Source organism: Pseudomonas sp. 2995-3, assembly GCF_002742565.1.
Lineage (GTDB): Bacteria > Pseudomonadota > Gammaproteobacteria > Pseudomonadales > Pseudomonadaceae > Aquipseudomonas > Aquipseudomonas edaphica.
Genome location: NZ_LJSB01000223.1, coordinates 99,093 through 116,443, shown reverse-complemented (window position 1 = coordinate 116,443; position 17,351 = coordinate 99,093). Strand labels below are relative to the sequence as shown.

Here is a 17,351-nt window from a genome sequence, read left to right as displayed (position 1 = left end):
GGTGGACCATCGCCGATTCAGCTTGCCGGTTTTTCCCAACGGTATTGCGCCAGCTCCGGGTTCAGCGGGGTACGGGCAAACACGTTAGCGAAGTTGCACAGGGTTGCCAGGCTGACGCCCAAAATAACTTCCAGCGCCTGGCCCTCGGTATAACCGGCGGCGCGGAACGCTTCAAAACCCGCGTCGCTGACATCGCCACGGGTGGCGATCACTTCGCGGGTGAACGCGGCGAGTGTCTCATAACGGGCGTTGGGCAATTCACCGCGCTGGCGCAGGGCGTCAATCACGTCTTCGGGCAGCTTGGCTTTATTGCGCGCCACGGCGGTATGGCCGGCCACGCAGAAATCGCAGCCGTGGGTGGTGGCGGCAATCAGCTGCACCACTTCGCGGTCGGCCAGGCTCAGCTCAGACTTGGCGTTGAGCCCGGACACGGTGATGTAGGTTTCCAACGCCGCCGGTGCATTGGCCAACACGGCGAGCAGGTTGGGAATGAAACCCGAGCCTTTGAGGGCATTTTCCAGGAAGGGCTTGGCCGCTTCCGGAGCGGTTTCGGGGGTGAGCAACGGTACACGGGACATGGAGTGGTCTCCTGATGGGTTCATCGCCTAAGTCTGTTGGTTATAAAAAAACGCCTCAATAGGCTAAAGTAGCGATTACTTGCTCTAGAGTCTTTCCGTTAGATGAATTCGTCCAGTGCGCTCGTTGATTGGTTATTAGACAGCCTCGAACTCAACACCAGCCTGTTCCATGTCGGCCGCTATTGCGGCGCGTGGCATGCCAGCACCCATGGGCTGGCCAGCGCGAGTTTCCACCTGATTGTGCAGGGCCAATGCTGGTTGCATATTGACGGCGAACCCCTTCCCCATCACCTGAATAATGGTGATGCGGTGTTTCTGCTGCGTGACCTCGAGTATCGGCTGTCTGGCGAGGCCACGGCCGCGGCAGCGCAGGAATGCCCGCGCCGACCGATGCTGGCGCTGGACAGCAACGCCGACGATGGCGTCGGCCTGGTCTGCGGTTTTTTTCATTTCCATTCCGGTTTGTCGGCGATGATCGTCGACGGCTTGCCCGCCTGGATCATCCTGCGCGCCGGCGACCCATCGCTTACTGCTGCGCGTAATTTGTTCGAATTGATCCTGCAAGAGTGCGAGCGCGTCCCGGCGCCCTCCTCGGCATTGCTCGAGCGTTTGTGCCATTTATTGTTTCTGTATGTGCTGCGTCAGCAAGTCATCGATAACAGCGAACTGGGCGGTCTGGCGGCACTGGGCCGACAACCGGCGTTCGCCGAGTTGCTCGAGCAATTGATCGCCCGACCGGCAGACCCATGGACCCTGGAAAGCATGGCAGCCTGCACCGGTTTGTCGCGCTCGGCATTTTTCAAGCGTTTCAGCGAGCTGTGCGGGCAATCGCCGGGGCAGGTGCTGTTGATGATGCGCATGCGCCATGCCTGCCGCCTGTTCAAAGAAGACATGACCGTGGCCGATGTGTCACTGGCGGTGGGTTATCAGTCGGTGGCAGCGTTTACTCGGGCGTTCTACAAGACCACCGGCCAGCAGCCTGGGGCTTATCGCAAAGGTCAATGGCGGAATTAGCAACCAGGAAAGCCGGAAATTGCGTGAAAACGCACCACACAACAGGCCCGGCTCACGTGCCGACGCGGCAGTGGTGTATTGCGATCCGACCGTTTTAGGCGATGAGAGAGGCTTCCTGTTTATACCTCCAGTCGTGAAATGGACCGGCCTTTGCGCAAGCGCTACCTGGTCTGACCCTCTACGGCCGATCATCACCGGACGAACGACATATCCAGTCGCAAGCTCTGCGCGGTTGCCAGGAACGCTCTTGCATCGATCGCCCACGTAAGAGGAGCCCTGACCTGCTGTCAGGTTTATACCTTGGTTATCGAGAAGGACATCACCATGCTCTCTCCCTACGCTCACGCCCCAGCAACCGCGCGTCACCTTGTGCCAAGCGTCGAGCCGGTCAAGCCCAAACCTTCACCCTATGATCCACCCGCCGACCTGTCACCGGGCGCGCGCGACGTCAGGACACACATACTGCTCCAAAAAGGCGATGTGACCTTTAGCCGCGAAATCACCTGGAGCACGGCGTACCCCGGTAAACCTAAGATTGTTGCCAATCAACTTAAGGTGGAAACCGGTAACGACGACGACATCATTCGCGTGCGCAGCTGGCCAGGTGACAAGTTGCAGTTCATCGTCAACGGACAGTCGTATGTGGTCGATATCCCACCCCAACAAAGCTTGAACAACAACCTGTTGATCAAGACCAATGGCGGTAATGACACAGTTATCGTCGAGGATGACGTCAAGCATTACGTGTTAATCGAGGGGGGTGATGGCGACGACAGACTCCAGGCCGGCGCAGGCCCGACCGGACTCCTTGGGCAAGACGGCAACGATACGCTGCGCTTGGGCAGTGGCTTTGGCGTTGCACAAGGTGGCGACGGCAACGACAAGCTGTACGGCGGCAGCGGCCCTACCATTCTGTTCGGCGAGGCTGGCGACGACCACCTCCAGGCCGGGTTCAGCAGCGCGCATAAATGGAACCTTCTCAATGGTGGCCCCGGCGACGACACGCTCTTGGGTGGGAGTGGGGACAACTACCTGCACGGAGAAGGCGGCGACGACCAATTGGTGGGGCATGACCGTACGTCGTTCTTCACCGGCGAAGGTAATGACCGCATTCGGAATAATCGGAGCAAGGACCGTATTTTCGCTGGCGCCAATGATCACTTCGACACCACGCAAGGCTCGGCTTTCACTGAGGTGAAACCGAGCACCACTGGCCAATAAGGTCAGCTCAAGGGGTGACCTTGCAATGGCGAACACCTGCAAGGTCACCGTTGCCCACTCACTTTGCACCATCGTACCTAAAGCTCCTTCTCTCCAAGCCGATAGCCCTACGAAGCTCTAACAAAGCCGCGTCGATAATAACGCTTCGTAAGGACGATCCCATGCCCCCTCTGCGCTCCATCCAAACCCGCTACACCTTGTTTCTGGTGCTGTTCGTCCTGCTGATATTGGTGTTGACCGTCGTCGGTATCGGCCAGTTGGTGGCCCCCACGCTGCGCCATACCGAAGAACAGGTGGTGCTCAACCGCGTCGCCGAAGTGGCTGAGCGCATCCAGGGCGAACTGAACAAGGTTCAAGCCCAACAACGCAGCATCACCCAAACCATTCCCCTGCTCGACAGCGATGCCATCGACAAGGTGCTGCCCGGCCTGGTGGACCAGTATGGCGAGCTGAAAGTCTTCGGCGGCGGTATCTGGCCACTGCCCAACCAGCGCGCCCCAGGGCGCAACAAGTTCAGCACCTTCTGGCACCGTGATGCGTCGGGCAAACTGGCGGTCAACACGTTCTGGAACAGCGACGCTGCGCCCAACTACTACGACCAGAGCTGGTACAAAGGCGGCCTCGCCTCGCCGCGCGGCCAGTGCGCCTGGGCCGCCGCCTACAAGGACGACGCCAGCCAGGAGCCACGCACCAACTGTGCCATGGCCATTCAGCGCGATGGCGCAGCCTATGGCGTGGCCACCATTGACGTAACCCTGGGGTTCTTCAATGAGCTGGTGGCCAGCAAGGAAAAAGACATCGGCGGCCAGATGCTGATCGTTGAAGGCGACGGCAAGATCATCAGCAACAGTTCGCGCATCAGCGGCCCGGTGGTGTTGAAGAACATCAGCGAACTGGCTGGCACCTCGGCGTTTGCCGCCCAGGTGAGTCAAGCCCTGGCCCATCGTGACCAAGGGCTTGTGCGTAACGAGTTCGACAACCAGGGCGTGGCCAGCACCTTCTACCTGCGCCCGATCGAGGGCACGCCGTGGTTCCTCGCCACCGCCCTGCCCACCTCGTTGATCACCGCCCAACGCGATGACGTGCTCGGCAGCCTGGCCCTGATACAAATCCCCATGGTGTTGCTGCTGGTGCTGCTGGCCGCTTTTGCGATCCGCCAACTGGTGCAGCGCATGAAGTCGTTGAAGACCAATATCGATGCCTTGTCAGCCGGCGACGCCGATCTGACGCGGCGCATCACCATTCGCGCCGAAGACGAACTGGGCGCGATCGGCCATTCGGTCAACCACTTTATCGTCTACCTGCAGAACATGATTGGTGAAGTGACCCAGGCCACGGGCGCCATGTCGTCGAGCCTGGCGCAACTGCAGCAGACATCGGCCCACACCAACCAGATCCTGGTGCGCCACGCCTCGGAGACCGACCAGACCGTCACCGCCATCACGCAAATGAGTTCGACTGCCGACACCGTCGCGCAAAACGCGGCGGAAACCGCCTCGTTCACCCAGCGCGCCAACGAGCATGCCGACCGCTCCCGCGTGGTGGTGGGCGAAGCGTCCACCAGTGTCAGCGCCTTGATCGGCGAAGTCGCCAGCGCCACCCACACCGTGGAGGCCATGCGCCAGGACGCGGCACGCATCACCGAAACCCTCGGTGTGATCGGCGCGATTGCCGGCCAGACCAACCTGCTGGCACTTAACGCAGCCATTGAAGCAGCGCGGGCTGGCGAGCAAGGCCGTGGTTTTGCGGTGGTGGCCGATGAAGTCCGGGCGCTGGCGGCACGCACCCAGGCCAGCACCTCGCAGATCAACGAGATGCTCGCGCGCCTGACCACCGGCGTGAGTTCGTCGGTGGCGGCCATGGAAAACACCCAGGCCAGTTGCCAGTCGGCGGCGGATGCCACGGCGCGGGTGAACACCGGGCTGGATGAGATGGCCGGTTCCGTCAGCCATATCAATAACCTCAGCACCCAGATCGCCACGGCGGCCGAGCAGCAAAGCGCAGTGACCGAGGAGATCAACCGCAGCATGGTGCAGATCCGACAGATGGTCGATGAGTTGGTAGAAAGTGGCCACGCCACCCAAACCAACACTCAGAGCCTGTTGGATGCCAATGGCCGGGTCATTGCATTGATGGGCCGCTTCAAGGTGCGCTGATAAAAGACTGAGACACTCCCGTGCAATGCGCGGGAGTGGGACTATTCTGACAGCTCTCAGGACAAACTCTCGCCACACAGGAGGTGTGTCATGCATGCAGCTGAGCATTCGGCCCGCTTGGAGCGGATCAGTCAGGAACGCTTTATCCAGGCGCCAATCGAGGTCATCTACGACTATGTGACCCAGCCGGATCGCTGGCACGAGTGGCACCCCACCTCCCTGAGTGCCGACACCGGCACCACCGGCTCACTGCCGGCCGGCACGCGCTTTACCGAAATCATCGACCTGCTGGGCGTGCGCGTCCCCATGAGCTATCGCGTACAAATCGCCCGCCGCCCCAGTGAATTCAAGACCGTGTTCACCTCCCTCGCGGTAGACGGTTCGATTCACTACTTCCTGCAACCCCACCGTGGCGGCACGCTGTTCAAACGGGTGCTCACCTACGAGACCGAATTGCAACTGGCCACCTTGCACGCGCGCATGATCGACCTGTCGACCATTGCGCTGGACCAACTCAAGCACCGCCTTGAAAACGCGGCTTTCGTATAATTTAGAAACATTACTGGCACCCCGCTCACCCTGTGGGAGCTGGCTTGCCTGCGATGACGTCGTCATGATCGCCGCAAAATCCCGACGCCGTCCTCTTGCCCACGAGCCCCACATGAAAAACCCCCTGCGACTGGCCCTACTTTGCGCCCTGTTCACCACCACACTGGCCCAGGCGGCCGACCTGATCCCAATCGACGTGCACCGCGATGCCAACTGCGGTTGCTGCAAAAAATGGATCAGTCACCTTGAAACCAACGGTTTCAAGGTTAATGACCATGTCGAAGCCGATATGAGCGCCGTCAAGCAGCGTCTGGGCGTAGCGCCGCGCCTGGGCTCGTGCCATACCGCCGTGATCGACGGCAAGTTCGTCGAAGGCCATGTGCCCGCCGAGCAGGTGCTGGCACTGCGCAAACGTGATGATCTGCTAGGCATTGCCGCGCCCGGCATGCCCATGGGCTCGCCCGGTATGGAAATGGGTGACCGCCGCGAGGCCTACCAGGTCATCGGCCTGACGCGCGACGGTCAGGATGTGGTGGTGGCTGACTACCCGGCCCACTGATTAATGCTCGCCGGTTACCTGGGGCTGTTTTTTGCCGCCTTTGGCGCAGCAACCTTGTTACCACTGCAATCGGAAGCCGTGCTGGTTGGCTTATTGCTCAGCGGCCACTACAGCCTGTGGCTGCTGCTGGGTATTGCGACGGTGGGCAATGTCCTGGGGTCGGTGGTCAATTGGTGGCTGGGCCGCTGGGTTGAACACTTCAAGGATCGCCGCTGGTTTCCGGTCAGCGCAAAGCAACTCGACAAGGCCAGTCGCCATTACGAACGCTGGGGGCACTGGACGTTATTGCTCAGTTGGGTGCCGATCATCGGTGACCCGCTGACCTTGGTCGCTGGGGTAATGCGCGAACCGCTGTGGCGGTTTTTTCTGTTGGTCACGCTGGCCAAGAGCCTGCGTTATGGCGTGCTGGCGGCGCTGACCCTGCACTGGGTGTTAATCCCCACTTAATCCCCTCGCAACAGCATCCGGGCATTCCTTCCGGAGCCCTGTTCATGTCGCTAATCCGCGCCTTTTGCATCACCGGCCTGCTCACGGCGAGCGCCGCTCCCGCCCTCGCCGCTGCTCCCCTTGCCACTACCTATGGCCCCGAGCTGCAAGGCTTTCAATACCCTCACCCGGTCGAACATTTCAGTTTCCAGTCCCAAGGCAAAACCCTGCACATGGGTTATATGGACGTGCCCGCCAAGGGCCGTGCCAATGGCCGCAGCGTGGTGTTGATGCACGGCAAGAACTTTTGCGGCGCCACTTGGGAAGATTCGATCAAGGCCTTGAGCGAAGCGGGTTACCGTGTGATCGCGCCGGACCAGATCGGGTTTTGCACCTCCAGCAAACCGGACCACTACCAGTACAGCTTCCAGCAACTGGCGATCAACACCCACCAACTGCTGGAGAAACTCGGCATTCAGAAGGCCACCCTCATCGGCCATTCCACCGGCGGCATGCTCGCCACCCGTTATGCACTGCTGTATCCGCAACAAACCGAGCAGTTGGCACTGGTCAATCCCATCGGCCTGGAAGACTGGAAAGCCTTGGGCGTACCGTATCGCAGCGTCGACCAGTGGTATGAGCGCGAGTTGAAACTCAGCGCCGAAGGCATTCGCCAGTATGAACTCAACACTTACTACGTCGGGCGCTGGAAGCCGGAATACGAACGTTGGGTCGACATGCTTGCCGGCCTCAATAATGGACCGGGCCATACCCAGGTCGCATGGAACTCGGCGCTGATTTACGACATGATCTTCACCCAGCCGGTGTACTACGAGTTCAAGGATTTGCAGATGCCCACGCTGCTGTTGATCGGCACGTCCGACACCACCGCCATTGGCAGTGATATCGCGCCGCCGGCGGTCAAGGCCAGGCTCGGTCACTACGACGTGCTGGGCAAGCAGGTGGCCAAGCTGATCCCCCATGCGACCCTGGTGGAGTTCCCGGGCCTGGGCCACGCACCGCAGATGGAAGAACCGGCGCAGTTTCATAAGGCACTGTTACAGGGGTTAAACGCCCTTTAATCCAACCTTTTTCGAGGCACTTCTGAATGTCGGTACAGATCGCAGTCATTGATGATTGGCAGAATGTGGCCAGTGGTGTGGTGGATTGGTCGGCATTGGCGGCGGTGGGCCAGGTGCATTTTCTGCACGATTACCCCGCCGATACCGCCACGATGGTTGAACGTTTGCAGGGGTTCGACGTGATTTGCCTGATGCGCGAGCGCTCGACCTTCGATCAGGCCCTGTTGCAAGGCCTGCCCAAGCTGAAACTGCTGGTGACCGGCGGCATGCGCAACGCGGCCATCGACATTGCCGCGGCTAAAGCCCTGGGCATCCAGGTGTGCGGCACCGACAGCTACAAGCAGGCGGCGCCGGAGTTAACCTGGGCGCTGATCATGGCCTCGACCCGCAACCTGCTGGCCGAAGCCAACTCACTGCGCGCCGGCGGCTGGCAGGTCGGGCTGGGTGGCGATCTGTATGGCAAAACCCTGGGGGTTCTCGGACTGGGCAGCATCGGCCAGAAGGTTGCGCAGTTTGGCCAGGCATTTGGCATGCGCGTGATTGCCTGGAGCGAGAACCTTACGCCGGAGCGGGCCGCAGAGGCGGGTGTGAGCTGGGTCAGCAAGCGTGAGTTGTTCGAACAGGCGGATATTCTGAGCGTGCATCTGGTGCTCAGCGAGCGCAGTCGCAGTCTGGTAGATGCGCAGGCGCTGAGCTGGATGAAACCGAGTGCGCGCCTGGTCAATACCTCACGTGGGCCGATTGTGGATGAACAGGCGCTGATCGAGGCGTTATCGGCCGGGCGACTGGCGGGGGCCGCATTGGATGTGTATAGCGAAGAGCCACTACCGGTTGATCATCCCTTCCGGCGCTTGCCGAATGTGTTGGCCACGCCCCATGTCGGGTATGTGAGTGAACAGAATTATCGGCAGTTTTATCAGCAGATGATCGAGGACATTCAGGCCTGGGCCAGCGGCACGCCGATTCGCAGCCTATAAGCGGTATCGCAAGCGAGCTTGTCTTGGCATGCAGGCTTGTTGTGGCATGCAAGCTTGTTGTGGCGAGCAGGCTTGCCCTGCGTTGGGCTGCGCAGCAGCCCCATAATGAGCACACCCGGTCTATCTGATGCACCGATTGAGCGATTTGGGAGCGCTGCGCGCTCCAACGCAGGGCAAGCCTGCTCGCCACAACAAGCCTGCTCGCCACACCAGCTCTTTTCACTTCAATTACCCGCCGTTCTCCCAGAATCACCGCAAGTTCCGAACGGTGCATATCGTTACAAGTTTTTTGTCCTACAAAAAACCCCTAGAAACCGTACAGTCTCTGGGATCTGTCCTAGACTGATGACCGATGGGTCCGTTTCAAAACAAAAACCCCGCAAAAAATCGAAACTTTACAACTCTGCCGCAGGTCAAGTTTTTAAGGGAGACGAGCGCAGGCGCTTCAGCCGAACGCCCGTCCATCCACTCTTTTTTCGCAATGGGTGCAACTGGCATACGCCTTGCCAGCTTGTACTGTGCTTGTGCGCCTGGCCGCAGGATGTGGCCAATCGGAGCCGATGGCAGCGGGCCATCAGCCGACCAAACATGTAGGAGAGAACTATGATCAGTGCTGCAGTCGATACTCAGGGAGAGCGTTTTAGTCAGCCGGCAGGGGGACCGACTTCGTTGGCCGACCTGCCCAACACTGTGCGGCCGATCGTGAGTCAGAACCCTAATCGTAAGAAAGTCCTGTTTGTGACGTCCGAATTCGCCGACCTAGTGAAAACCGGCGGCCTGGGCGACGTCTCCGCTGCCCTGCCCCGCGCCATGGCGCACCTGCATGATGTGCGCGTGTTGATCCCGGGCTACCCGCAGGTAATGGAAAGTGACAACCCGATCCATATCATTGGCGAGCTGGGCGGGCACGCAGCGCTGCCGCCGTGCAAGATCGGGCGCATGGACCTCAAGGATGGCCTGGTCATCTATGTGCTGATCTGCCCCGAGCTCTACGAGCGTGAAGGCACGCCCTACGGCGCCAACAACGGCCGCGACTGGCCGGACAACCATATCCGCTTCGCTCGTCTGGGCCTGGCCGCCGCCGACATGGCCGCCAACCTGGCGCAGATCCACTGGTGCCCGGACCTGGTGCACGCCCATGATTGGCCGGCTGGCCTGGCGCCGGCTTATATGCACTGGCGTGGGTCGCGCACCCCCACGCTGTTCACCATTCATAACCTCGCCTACCAGGGGGTGGTCAGCCTGGCGTCGACCCCGGAATTGGGCATTCCACCCCATGCCCTGCAACAGGAAGGCATGGAGTTCTACGGCAAGATGTCGTTCCTCAAAGCGGGCATGGCGTATTCCAGCCATATCACCACCGTGAGCGCGACCTACGCCCAGGAAATCACCACCCCGGAATTCGGCTGTGGCCTCGACGGCTTCCTCGCCAGCAAGACCCAGCAAGGCCTGCTCAGCGGGATTCCCAATGGCATCGACGAAAGCTGGGAAACCTCCACCGACACGCATCTGACCCATAACTTCAATATTGGCGACTGGGAAGGCAAAGCCGTGAATGCCGCCCATGTGCGCGAACTGTTCGGCCTGCACGAGTCCACAGGCCCGCTGTTCGCGGTGGTATCACGGCTGGTGTACCAAAAAGGCCTGGACCTGACCGAAGCGGTCAGCAGCTTTATTGTCGAGAACGGTGGCCAGATCGCCATCATCGGCCGTGGCGAGCCGGAAGAAGAACACGCCATGCGCGAACTGGCCCTGCGCTTTCCTGGCCAGGTCGGGGTGCGCATCGGCTTCAACGAAACCGATGCACGGCGCATGTTTGCCGGCAGCGATTTCCTGCTGATGCCCTCGCGCTATGAGCCGTGTGGCTTGAGCCAGATGTACGCTCAGCGTTTCGGCTCGCTGCCGGTGGCGCGCAATACCGGCGGCTTGGCGGACACCATCGAAAATGGCGTCACCGGCTTCCTGTTCAATGAGTCCACTGTCGAGAGCTATAAAGAAGCACTGAGCCGCGCGTTCAGGGTGTTTGCCAATAAAGGCCTGCTTAACGCCATGCGCAGCCGCTCCATGACCCAACCGTTCAACTGGTGCCAGGCGGTGGAACCCTACGCCGAGCTTTACGAGCAACTGGTGGCCAAGGCCCTGGGGAAACCCACGAAGTAATTTTTTGGTTGTTGTTTCAAAAAAGGGAGGTCTTCATAGATGCCGTCACGGACTCTGGAAACCTGGCCCCACGGCGCAATCATGCTGGACGCGCAACACACGCGTTTTGCCTTGTGGGCGCCAGACGCGTTTTATGTCAGCGTTGAATTGCAAGACGGCAAGTCCATCGCCATGCTGCCCCAGGCAGATGGCTGGTTCGAGGTAGAAACCGAGTGCCCGGCGGGCACTTGTTACCGCTACAACATTGATGGCGAACAGAACGTGCCAGACCCGGCATCCCGGGCCCAGGCACTCGACGTGCACGGCTGGAGCGTGGTCGTCGACCCCCTCGCCTACGAATGGCGACACAGCCAGTGGCAAGGTCGCCCTTGGCATGAGGCGGTGATCTACGAACTGCATGTGGGCGCACTGGGTGGCTATGCCGGCGTGCAAAAGCACCTGCCACGCCTGGCCGAACTGGGCGTGACCGCCATTGAACTGATGCCGCTGGCGCAATTTCCCGGCGAGCGCAATTGGGGCTACGACGGGGTGCTGCCCTACGCCCCGCAAGCCTCCTATGGCTCCCCCGAACAACTCAAGGCCCTGATCGACAGTGCCCACGAACACGGTTTGGCGGTGATCCTGGATGTGGTCTACAACCACTTCGGCCCCGATGGCAATTACCTGGGCCAGTACGCCCAAGGCTTCTTTGAAGAAGACGTGCACACGCCGTGGGGCGCCGGGATTGATTTTGATCGCCGTGAGGTGCGCGACTTTTTCCTCGACAACGCACTGATGTGGTTGCTCGAGTACCGCTTCGACGGCCTGCGCCTGGACGCGGTACACGCCATCGACAACCCCGGTTTCCTCAAGGAACTTGCGCAACGGGTACGTCAGCAGGTGGACACCGGCCGGCACGTGTGGCTGGTGCTGGAAAACGAACTCAACCAGGCTCGCCTGCTCAAGCACGACTTTGATGCGCAGTGGAATGACGACTTCCATAACGTACTGCACGTACTGCTCACGGGCGAAACGGATGCGTATTACAGCGACTTCGCACAAGACCCCACCGAGAAACTCGCGCGCTGCCTGGGCGAAGGTTTTATCTACCAAGGCCACACCACCCGTCACGGCCATGCGCGCGGCGAACCCAGTGGTGATCTGCCACCCAGCGCCTTCGTGGCGTTTTTGCAAAACCACGACCAGGTCGGCAACCGCGCCCTGGGCGAGCGCCTGCACCAACTGTGCTCGCCCCAGGCGCTGAAGGCGGCCACCACCTTACTGCTGATGTCGCCGATGATTCCGCTGATGTTTATGGGCGATGAAGTCAACGCCGAGCAGCCGTTCCTGTTTTTCACCGATCATCACGGTGAGCTGGCCGAAGCCGTGCGCGAAGGCCGACGTAACGAATTTGCCGATTTCGCCGCGTTTAAAGACCCTGAGCGGCGCGAACATATCCCCGACCCGAATGCGCTGCCGACTTTCCTACAGTCGGCGCCCCTCTTCACTGAGAACGAACACGCGCAGCTTTACCGTCAGCTGCTGAGCCTGCGCCATCGACATATCGTGCCGCACTTGCCCGGCAGCGTGGCCCTGGGCGCGCAGGTACTGGCCGACGGCGCCGTCACCGCGCGCTGGCGCCTGGGCAACGGCAGCCTGTTGCAGATTGACCTGAACCTGGGTGCCACGCCGCTGGATCACCCGGCGCCGCCGCACCTGCTATTCGAGACGTCTGCCCATGAAGGCGCGCAACTGGCGCCGTTCAGCGCACGCGTCGCCTTATCCCCTGTTGGAGATCACCCTTGAGCGAAGCGAACCTGGAAATACTCGCCAGCCGCGCGGGCCTGGCCGTCGATTGGATCGACGCAAACGGCCGCCCGCAACATGTCGAACCCGCCGCCTTGCGTGCCGTCCTCAAAGGCCTGGGCCACCCGGCCGATACTGACGCCGAGATCAATGCCAGCCTGCTCGAAATGGAACGGGTGCAACAAGACAAGCACCTGCCACCGCTGATGACCGTGGACACCGGCGTGGGTCTGGACCTCGCGCATTACTTCGCCCCGGACACACCGTGCCGCGTCAGCCTGGAACAGGGCGAAACCCTGGAATTGCGCCTGGACGGCAATGCCGAACTGCCCGGCGTAATCGCGCTGGGTTATCACCAGGTGCATATCGACGACCAAACCTTCACCCTGGCCGTGGCCCCTACCCATTGCTACAGCGTCGCTGAAGCGGTCGACAGCCAACCGGCCCGCGCCTGGGGCCTGAGTGCGCAGCTGTATGCACTGCGCCGCCTGGGTGACGGCGGCTTCGGTGACACCCTGGCATTGGAGCACCTGGCCCGCAGCGCCGCCGAACGCGGCGCCGATGCCTTGGCCATCAGCCCGATGCATGCGATGTTCAGCGCCGACACCGAGCGCTACAGCCCCTACTCACCTTCCAGCCGCCTGTTCCTCAACAGCCTGTATGCCTCGCCCGCCTGCATCCTTGGCGAGCGCGAAGTGCGCAACGCCATCGAGGCACTGGACCTTACGGATGAGCTGCACGCCCTGGAACAGCTCACCTTGATCGACTGGCCCACCGCCGCCCGCGCCAAGCAGCGCCTGTTGCGTGCCTTGTATGAAGATTTCCGCCACGGCCAGCACCCGCAACACGCCGACTTCCTGAGCTTTCGCCAGGCCGGCGGCGAAGCCCTGGAGAACCACTGTCGCTTTGAAGCCGTGCAAGCCTTGCGTGCCGCCGCCGGTGAAGACCTCGACTGGCGCCACTGGCCCGAAGCATGGCGCTCGCCTCAGAGCCCGGCGCTGACGCAATTTGCCGCCGACCATACGAATGAGATCGGCTATTTTGCCTTCTGCCAATGGCTGATCGCACGCAGCCTGGAGCGCGCGCAACAAGCCGCGCGTGGCAGCGGCATGGGCATCGGCCTGATCGCAGACCTGGCGGTCGGTGCCGATGGCGGCGGCAGCCAGGCGTGGAGCCGGCAGGACGAGCTACTCGCCAACCTTACCGTCGGCGCGCCACCGGACATTCTCAACCGCGCGGGTCAAGGCTGGGGCATCTCGGCGTTTTCCCCTGAAGGTCTCAAGCGCAACGGCTTTCGCGCCTTTATCGAGATGCTGCGGGCCAACTTCGCCCACGCCGGCGGCCTGCGCATTGACCATGTGATGGGCCTGCAACGCCTGTGGGTCATCCCCATGGACGCTACGCCGCGCGAAGGCGCGTATTTGTACTACCCGGTGGATGACCTGCTGCGCCTGCTGGCGCTGGAATCCCACCGCCACCAGGCCATCGTGCTCGGTGAAGACCTGGGCACCGTGCCCGATGGCCTGCGCGAAAAACTCAGCGGCCGCTCGATCCTGGGCATGCGCGTCTTACTCTTTGAACAAAACCACGACGGCCACTTCAAGCCGATCCTCGACTGGCCGGACAACGCCCTGGCTACCACCAGCACCCACGACTTGCCAACCCTCAACGGCTGGTGGCACAGCCGCGATATCGAATGGAATATCCAGCTGGGCCTGATCGATGCGCCGACCGTGGAGCAATGGAGCGAACACCGCCTGCGCGAACGCCAGGCGCTGCGCCAGGCCTTGAGCCAGGACCCGCAGAACTTCGTCGATGAAATCCGCAATGACACCGACCATATGCTCGACGCCAGCGTGCGCTACCTGGGCCACACCCGCGCGCCGTTGGTGCTGTTGCCGCTGGAAGACGCGCTGGGCATCGAGGAACAAGCCAACCTGCCCGGCACCACCGACACCCACCCCAATTGGCGCCGCCGCCTGCCGGGTGAAGCCGCCAGCCTGCTCGACAACGACAGCGCCGCCCGCCGCCTGGAGCTGCTGGCCGTGGCGCGCAACCAGGCCCATGAGCGTGACCGATGAACGCATTACCCCTGCGCGCGACCCAGCGCCTGCAATTTCACAAAGGCTTCACCCTGGATGATGCCGTGCCCCTGGTGCCCTACTTCGCCCAACTGGGCATCAGCCACCTGTATGCCTCGCCGCTGCTGGCCGCCCGCGCCGGTTCCATGCACGGCTACGATGTGGTTGACCCGACCCGCGTCAACCCCGAGCTTGGAGGCGAGCCCGCCTTGCACAGGTTGGTTGCGGCGCTGCGTGAGCACCGGATGGGGCTGATCCTCGATATCGTCTCCAACCATATGGCCGTCGGCGGTGCAGACAACCCGTGGTGGCTGGACCTCTTGGAATGGGGCCGCCTGAGTCCCTACAGTGAGTTTTTCGATATCCAGTGGCACTCGCCGGACCCGCTGCTCAAGGGCCAATTGCTGATGCCGTTTCTGGGCAGCGACTACGGTGAAGCGCTGCAAAGCGGCAACCTGGCGCTCAAGTTCGATGCCGTGCAGGGCGGTTTTTACGTCGAGCATTACGAGCACCGCTTCCCGATTTGCCCGCGTGACTACGCCATGATTCTGGGCGGCGATGAATTGTTGAAGCCCCTGGCCGAGCGTTTCAGCGCCCTTGCCTACCAGGATGACGCCTACACCGAAGCCGGCTGGCTCAAACACGTGCTGGCCGAACGGGCCACCGAAGCCTCGGTGCTGCACGCCATCGAACGCCAGCTGGCCGAATTTGATGGGCGCCAGCCGGACGGCTTCAATCACTTGCACGCCTTGCTGGAACAACAGGTTTATCGGCTGGCCAGTTGGCGCACCGCAGCGGACGATATCAACTGGCGGCGCTTCTTCGACGTCAACGAACTCGGCGGCCTGCGCGTAGAACGCAGCGCCGTGTTCGAAGCCACCCACGGCAAGATTTTCGAGCTGATCAGCCAAGGGCTGGTGGACGGCTTGCGCATCGACCATATCGACGGGTTGGCTGACCCACGCGGGTATTGCCGCAAGTTGCGCAGGCGCGTGGATTCCCTTTCGCCCAACCGGCATTTGCCGATCTTCGTAGAAAAAATCCTCGGTGAAGGCGAAACCCTGCGCGAAGACTGGCAGGTAGACGGCACCACCGGCTATGAATTCATGAACCAGCTGTCGCTGTTGCAGCACGACCCAACAGGCTTTGCGCCGTTGGCGGAGCTGTGGACGCGCTACAGCGAACGGCCTGCTGCCTTTATCGAAGAAGCCCGGCTGGCCCGCCAGCAGATTCTCAACGGTTCCCTGGCCGGTGACTTCGAGAGTGTGGCCCAGGCCCTGCTGCAAGTGGCCCGCGACGACGTGATGACCCGCGACCTGACCCTGGGCGCAATCCGCCGTGCCTTGCAGGAGCTGATCGTGCACTTCCCGGTGTACCGCACCTACATCAGTGCCCGTGGGCGCAGCGCCCATGATGATGTGTTTTTCCTGCAAGCCTTGGCCGGTGCTCGCAGCACCTTGGGCGAAGGCGACTGGCCGGTGCTCGACCACCTGGAAAAATGGCTGGGCGGCCAGCCGTGGCGCAACCGCCCGGTCGGGCGTGAACGCAAGATGCTCAAGCATGCCTGCGTGCGCTTCCAGCAGCTCACGTCGCCGGCGGCGGCCAAGGCCGTGGAAGACACCGCCTTCTACCGCTCGGCGGTGCTGCTGTCGCGTAACGATGTGGGCTTCAGCACCGAACAGTTCAGTGCACCGCTGGCGGACTTTCATGCGGCCAATCAACAGCGCCTGCAGACCTTCCCCGACAACCTGCTGGCCACCGCCACTCACGACCACAAGCGCGGCGAAGACACGCGAGCGCGCCTGGCGGTACTGAGTGAATGCGCACCTTGGTACGTCGAACAAGTCGAGCATTGGCGCCGCCTCGCCGCACCGTTGCGCGACGATGCACACAGCCCGTCGGCGGGCGATGAACTGATCCTTTACCAAGTGCTGCTCGGCAGTTGGCCGCTGGATAGCAACCCGGACATGCAGGGTTACCAGCAACGCCTGTGGCAATGGCAGCAAAAAGCCCTGCGCGAAGCCAAGTTGCAAAGCAGTTGGAGCGCGCCCAACGAAGCCTATGAACAGGCGGTCGATGCCTTCCTGTCACGCCTGTTGCTCAGCGATGCCGGCACCCCGTTACGCAACGCCATCGGCAGCGCCGCCCAGGCCATCGCCCCGGCGGGCGCACTGAACGGCCTGGCGCAATCCTTGCTTCGTATCACCGTGCCGGGTGTACCGGATTTGTACCAGGGCGATGAGTTCTGGGACTTCAGCCTGGTAGACCCGGACAACCGCCGCCCGGTGGATTTCAACGCACGGCAACAGGCGTTGAACACACCGCCGGACGTCGGCGAGCTGTTGTCCCATTGGCGCGACGGGCGTATCAAACAGGCGCTGATTGCCCAGGTGCTGGCCGTGCGCAAGGCCAACACCGAACGCTTCCAACGCGGCAGCTACACGCCGCTGGAAGTGGTAGGCAAGCACGCCGATCACGTCGTCGCATTTTGCCGCACGTATCAAGGCAAACACCTGCTGGTGGTGGTGCCACGCTGGCCCCATCGCCTGCTGGAAAACGGTGAACAACCCCATATCAATGCGCAGGTTTGGGGCGATACGCGGGTGAAATTACCGTTCGCCACCACAACACAAAACTGGAAGGGACTTTTTCATACAGGCGCAGTCACACCAAACAAGGAGCTGTTGATCAGCGCTGCCCTGGGGGATTTCCCGGTCAATGTCTTTATCAATCCCGATGATCAAGAAAGCTGAAAATTTTCTG

The 17,351-nt window shown here is 61.6% G+C and carries 13 protein-coding genes; 12 read left to right on the top strand and 1 reads right to left on the bottom strand.

The window, feature by feature from the left end; genetic code table 11:
- Positions 1-17 precede the first annotated feature (17 nt).
- Positions 18-578, bottom strand: coding sequence for a carboxymuconolactone decarboxylase family protein (locus AOA62_RS21495; RefSeq protein WP_099549676.1), 561 nt, complete (start codon positions 576-578; stop codon positions 18-20).
- Between the two features lie 102 nt (positions 579-680).
- Here AOA62_RS21495 and AOA62_RS21490 point away from each other — a divergent pair, with 102 nt between their 5' ends.
- From AOA62_RS21490 to AOA62_RS21435, 12 genes are all read left to right on the top strand, one after another.
- On the top strand, positions 681-1,592 hold the full coding sequence (locus AOA62_RS21490) for an AraC family transcriptional regulator (RefSeq protein WP_099549675.1): 912 nt from the start codon (positions 681-683) through the stop codon (positions 1,590-1,592).
- Positions 1,593-1,892: 300 nt separating this feature from the next.
- Positions 1,893-2,813 carry a calcium-binding protein gene (locus AOA62_RS21485; RefSeq protein WP_256592463.1) on the top strand — a complete coding sequence of 307 codons (921 nt, stop codon included), beginning with the start codon at positions 1,893-1,895 and terminating at the stop codon, positions 2,811-2,813.
- 161 nt (positions 2,814-2,974) lie between these two features.
- Complete coding sequence (locus AOA62_RS21480; protein WP_099549673.1) at positions 2,975-4,969, top strand: methyl-accepting chemotaxis protein; 1,995 nt, start codon at positions 2,975-2,977, stop codon at positions 4,967-4,969.
- Between the two features lie 90 nt (positions 4,970-5,059).
- Entirely contained in the window at positions 5,060-5,518 is a 459-nt protein-coding gene (locus tag AOA62_RS21475; protein WP_017138908.1) for an SRPBCC family protein, read from the top strand.
- Between the two features lie 112 nt (positions 5,519-5,630).
- On the top strand, positions 5,631-6,077 hold the full coding sequence (locus AOA62_RS21470) for a DUF411 domain-containing protein (protein WP_099549672.1): 447 nt from the start codon (positions 5,631-5,633) through the stop codon (positions 6,075-6,077).
- 3 nt (positions 6,078-6,080) lie between these two features.
- Entirely contained in the window at positions 6,081-6,524 is a 444-nt protein-coding gene (locus AOA62_RS21465) for a YqaA family protein (RefSeq protein ID WP_099549671.1), read from the top strand.
- Positions 6,525-6,568: 44 nt separating this feature from the next.
- On the top strand, positions 6,569-7,585 hold the full coding sequence (locus AOA62_RS21460; protein ID WP_099549670.1) for an alpha/beta fold hydrolase: 1,017 nt from the start codon (positions 6,569-6,571) through the stop codon (positions 7,583-7,585).
- Between the two features lie 26 nt (positions 7,586-7,611).
- Positions 7,612-8,562, top strand: coding sequence for a D-2-hydroxyacid dehydrogenase family protein (locus AOA62_RS21455; RefSeq protein WP_099549669.1), 951 nt, complete (start codon positions 7,612-7,614; stop codon positions 8,560-8,562).
- 603 nt (positions 8,563-9,165) lie between these two features.
- Positions 9,166-10,722: a glycogen synthase GlgA gene (gene glgA / locus AOA62_RS21450; RefSeq protein ID WP_026013833.1), complete on the top strand. Its 1,557-nt coding sequence runs from the start codon at positions 9,166-9,168 to the stop codon at positions 10,720-10,722.
- Between the two features lie 39 nt (positions 10,723-10,761).
- Entirely contained in the window at positions 10,762-12,507 is a 1,746-nt protein-coding gene (gene treZ / locus AOA62_RS21445) for a malto-oligosyltrehalose trehalohydrolase (protein ID WP_099549668.1), read from the top strand.
- Positions 12,504-14,588 (top strand): 4-alpha-glucanotransferase, encoded by a 2,085-nt coding sequence (gene malQ, locus AOA62_RS21440; RefSeq protein WP_099549667.1) that lies wholly within the window; start codon positions 12,504-12,506, stop codon positions 14,586-14,588. Before treZ ends, malQ begins: the two co-directional genes overlap by 4 nt.
- Positions 14,585-17,341 (top strand): malto-oligosyltrehalose synthase, encoded by a 2,757-nt coding sequence (locus AOA62_RS21435; RefSeq protein WP_099549666.1) that lies wholly within the window; start codon positions 14,585-14,587, stop codon positions 17,339-17,341. Before malQ ends, AOA62_RS21435 begins: the two co-directional genes overlap by 4 nt.
- Positions 17,342-17,351 lie beyond the last annotated feature (10 nt).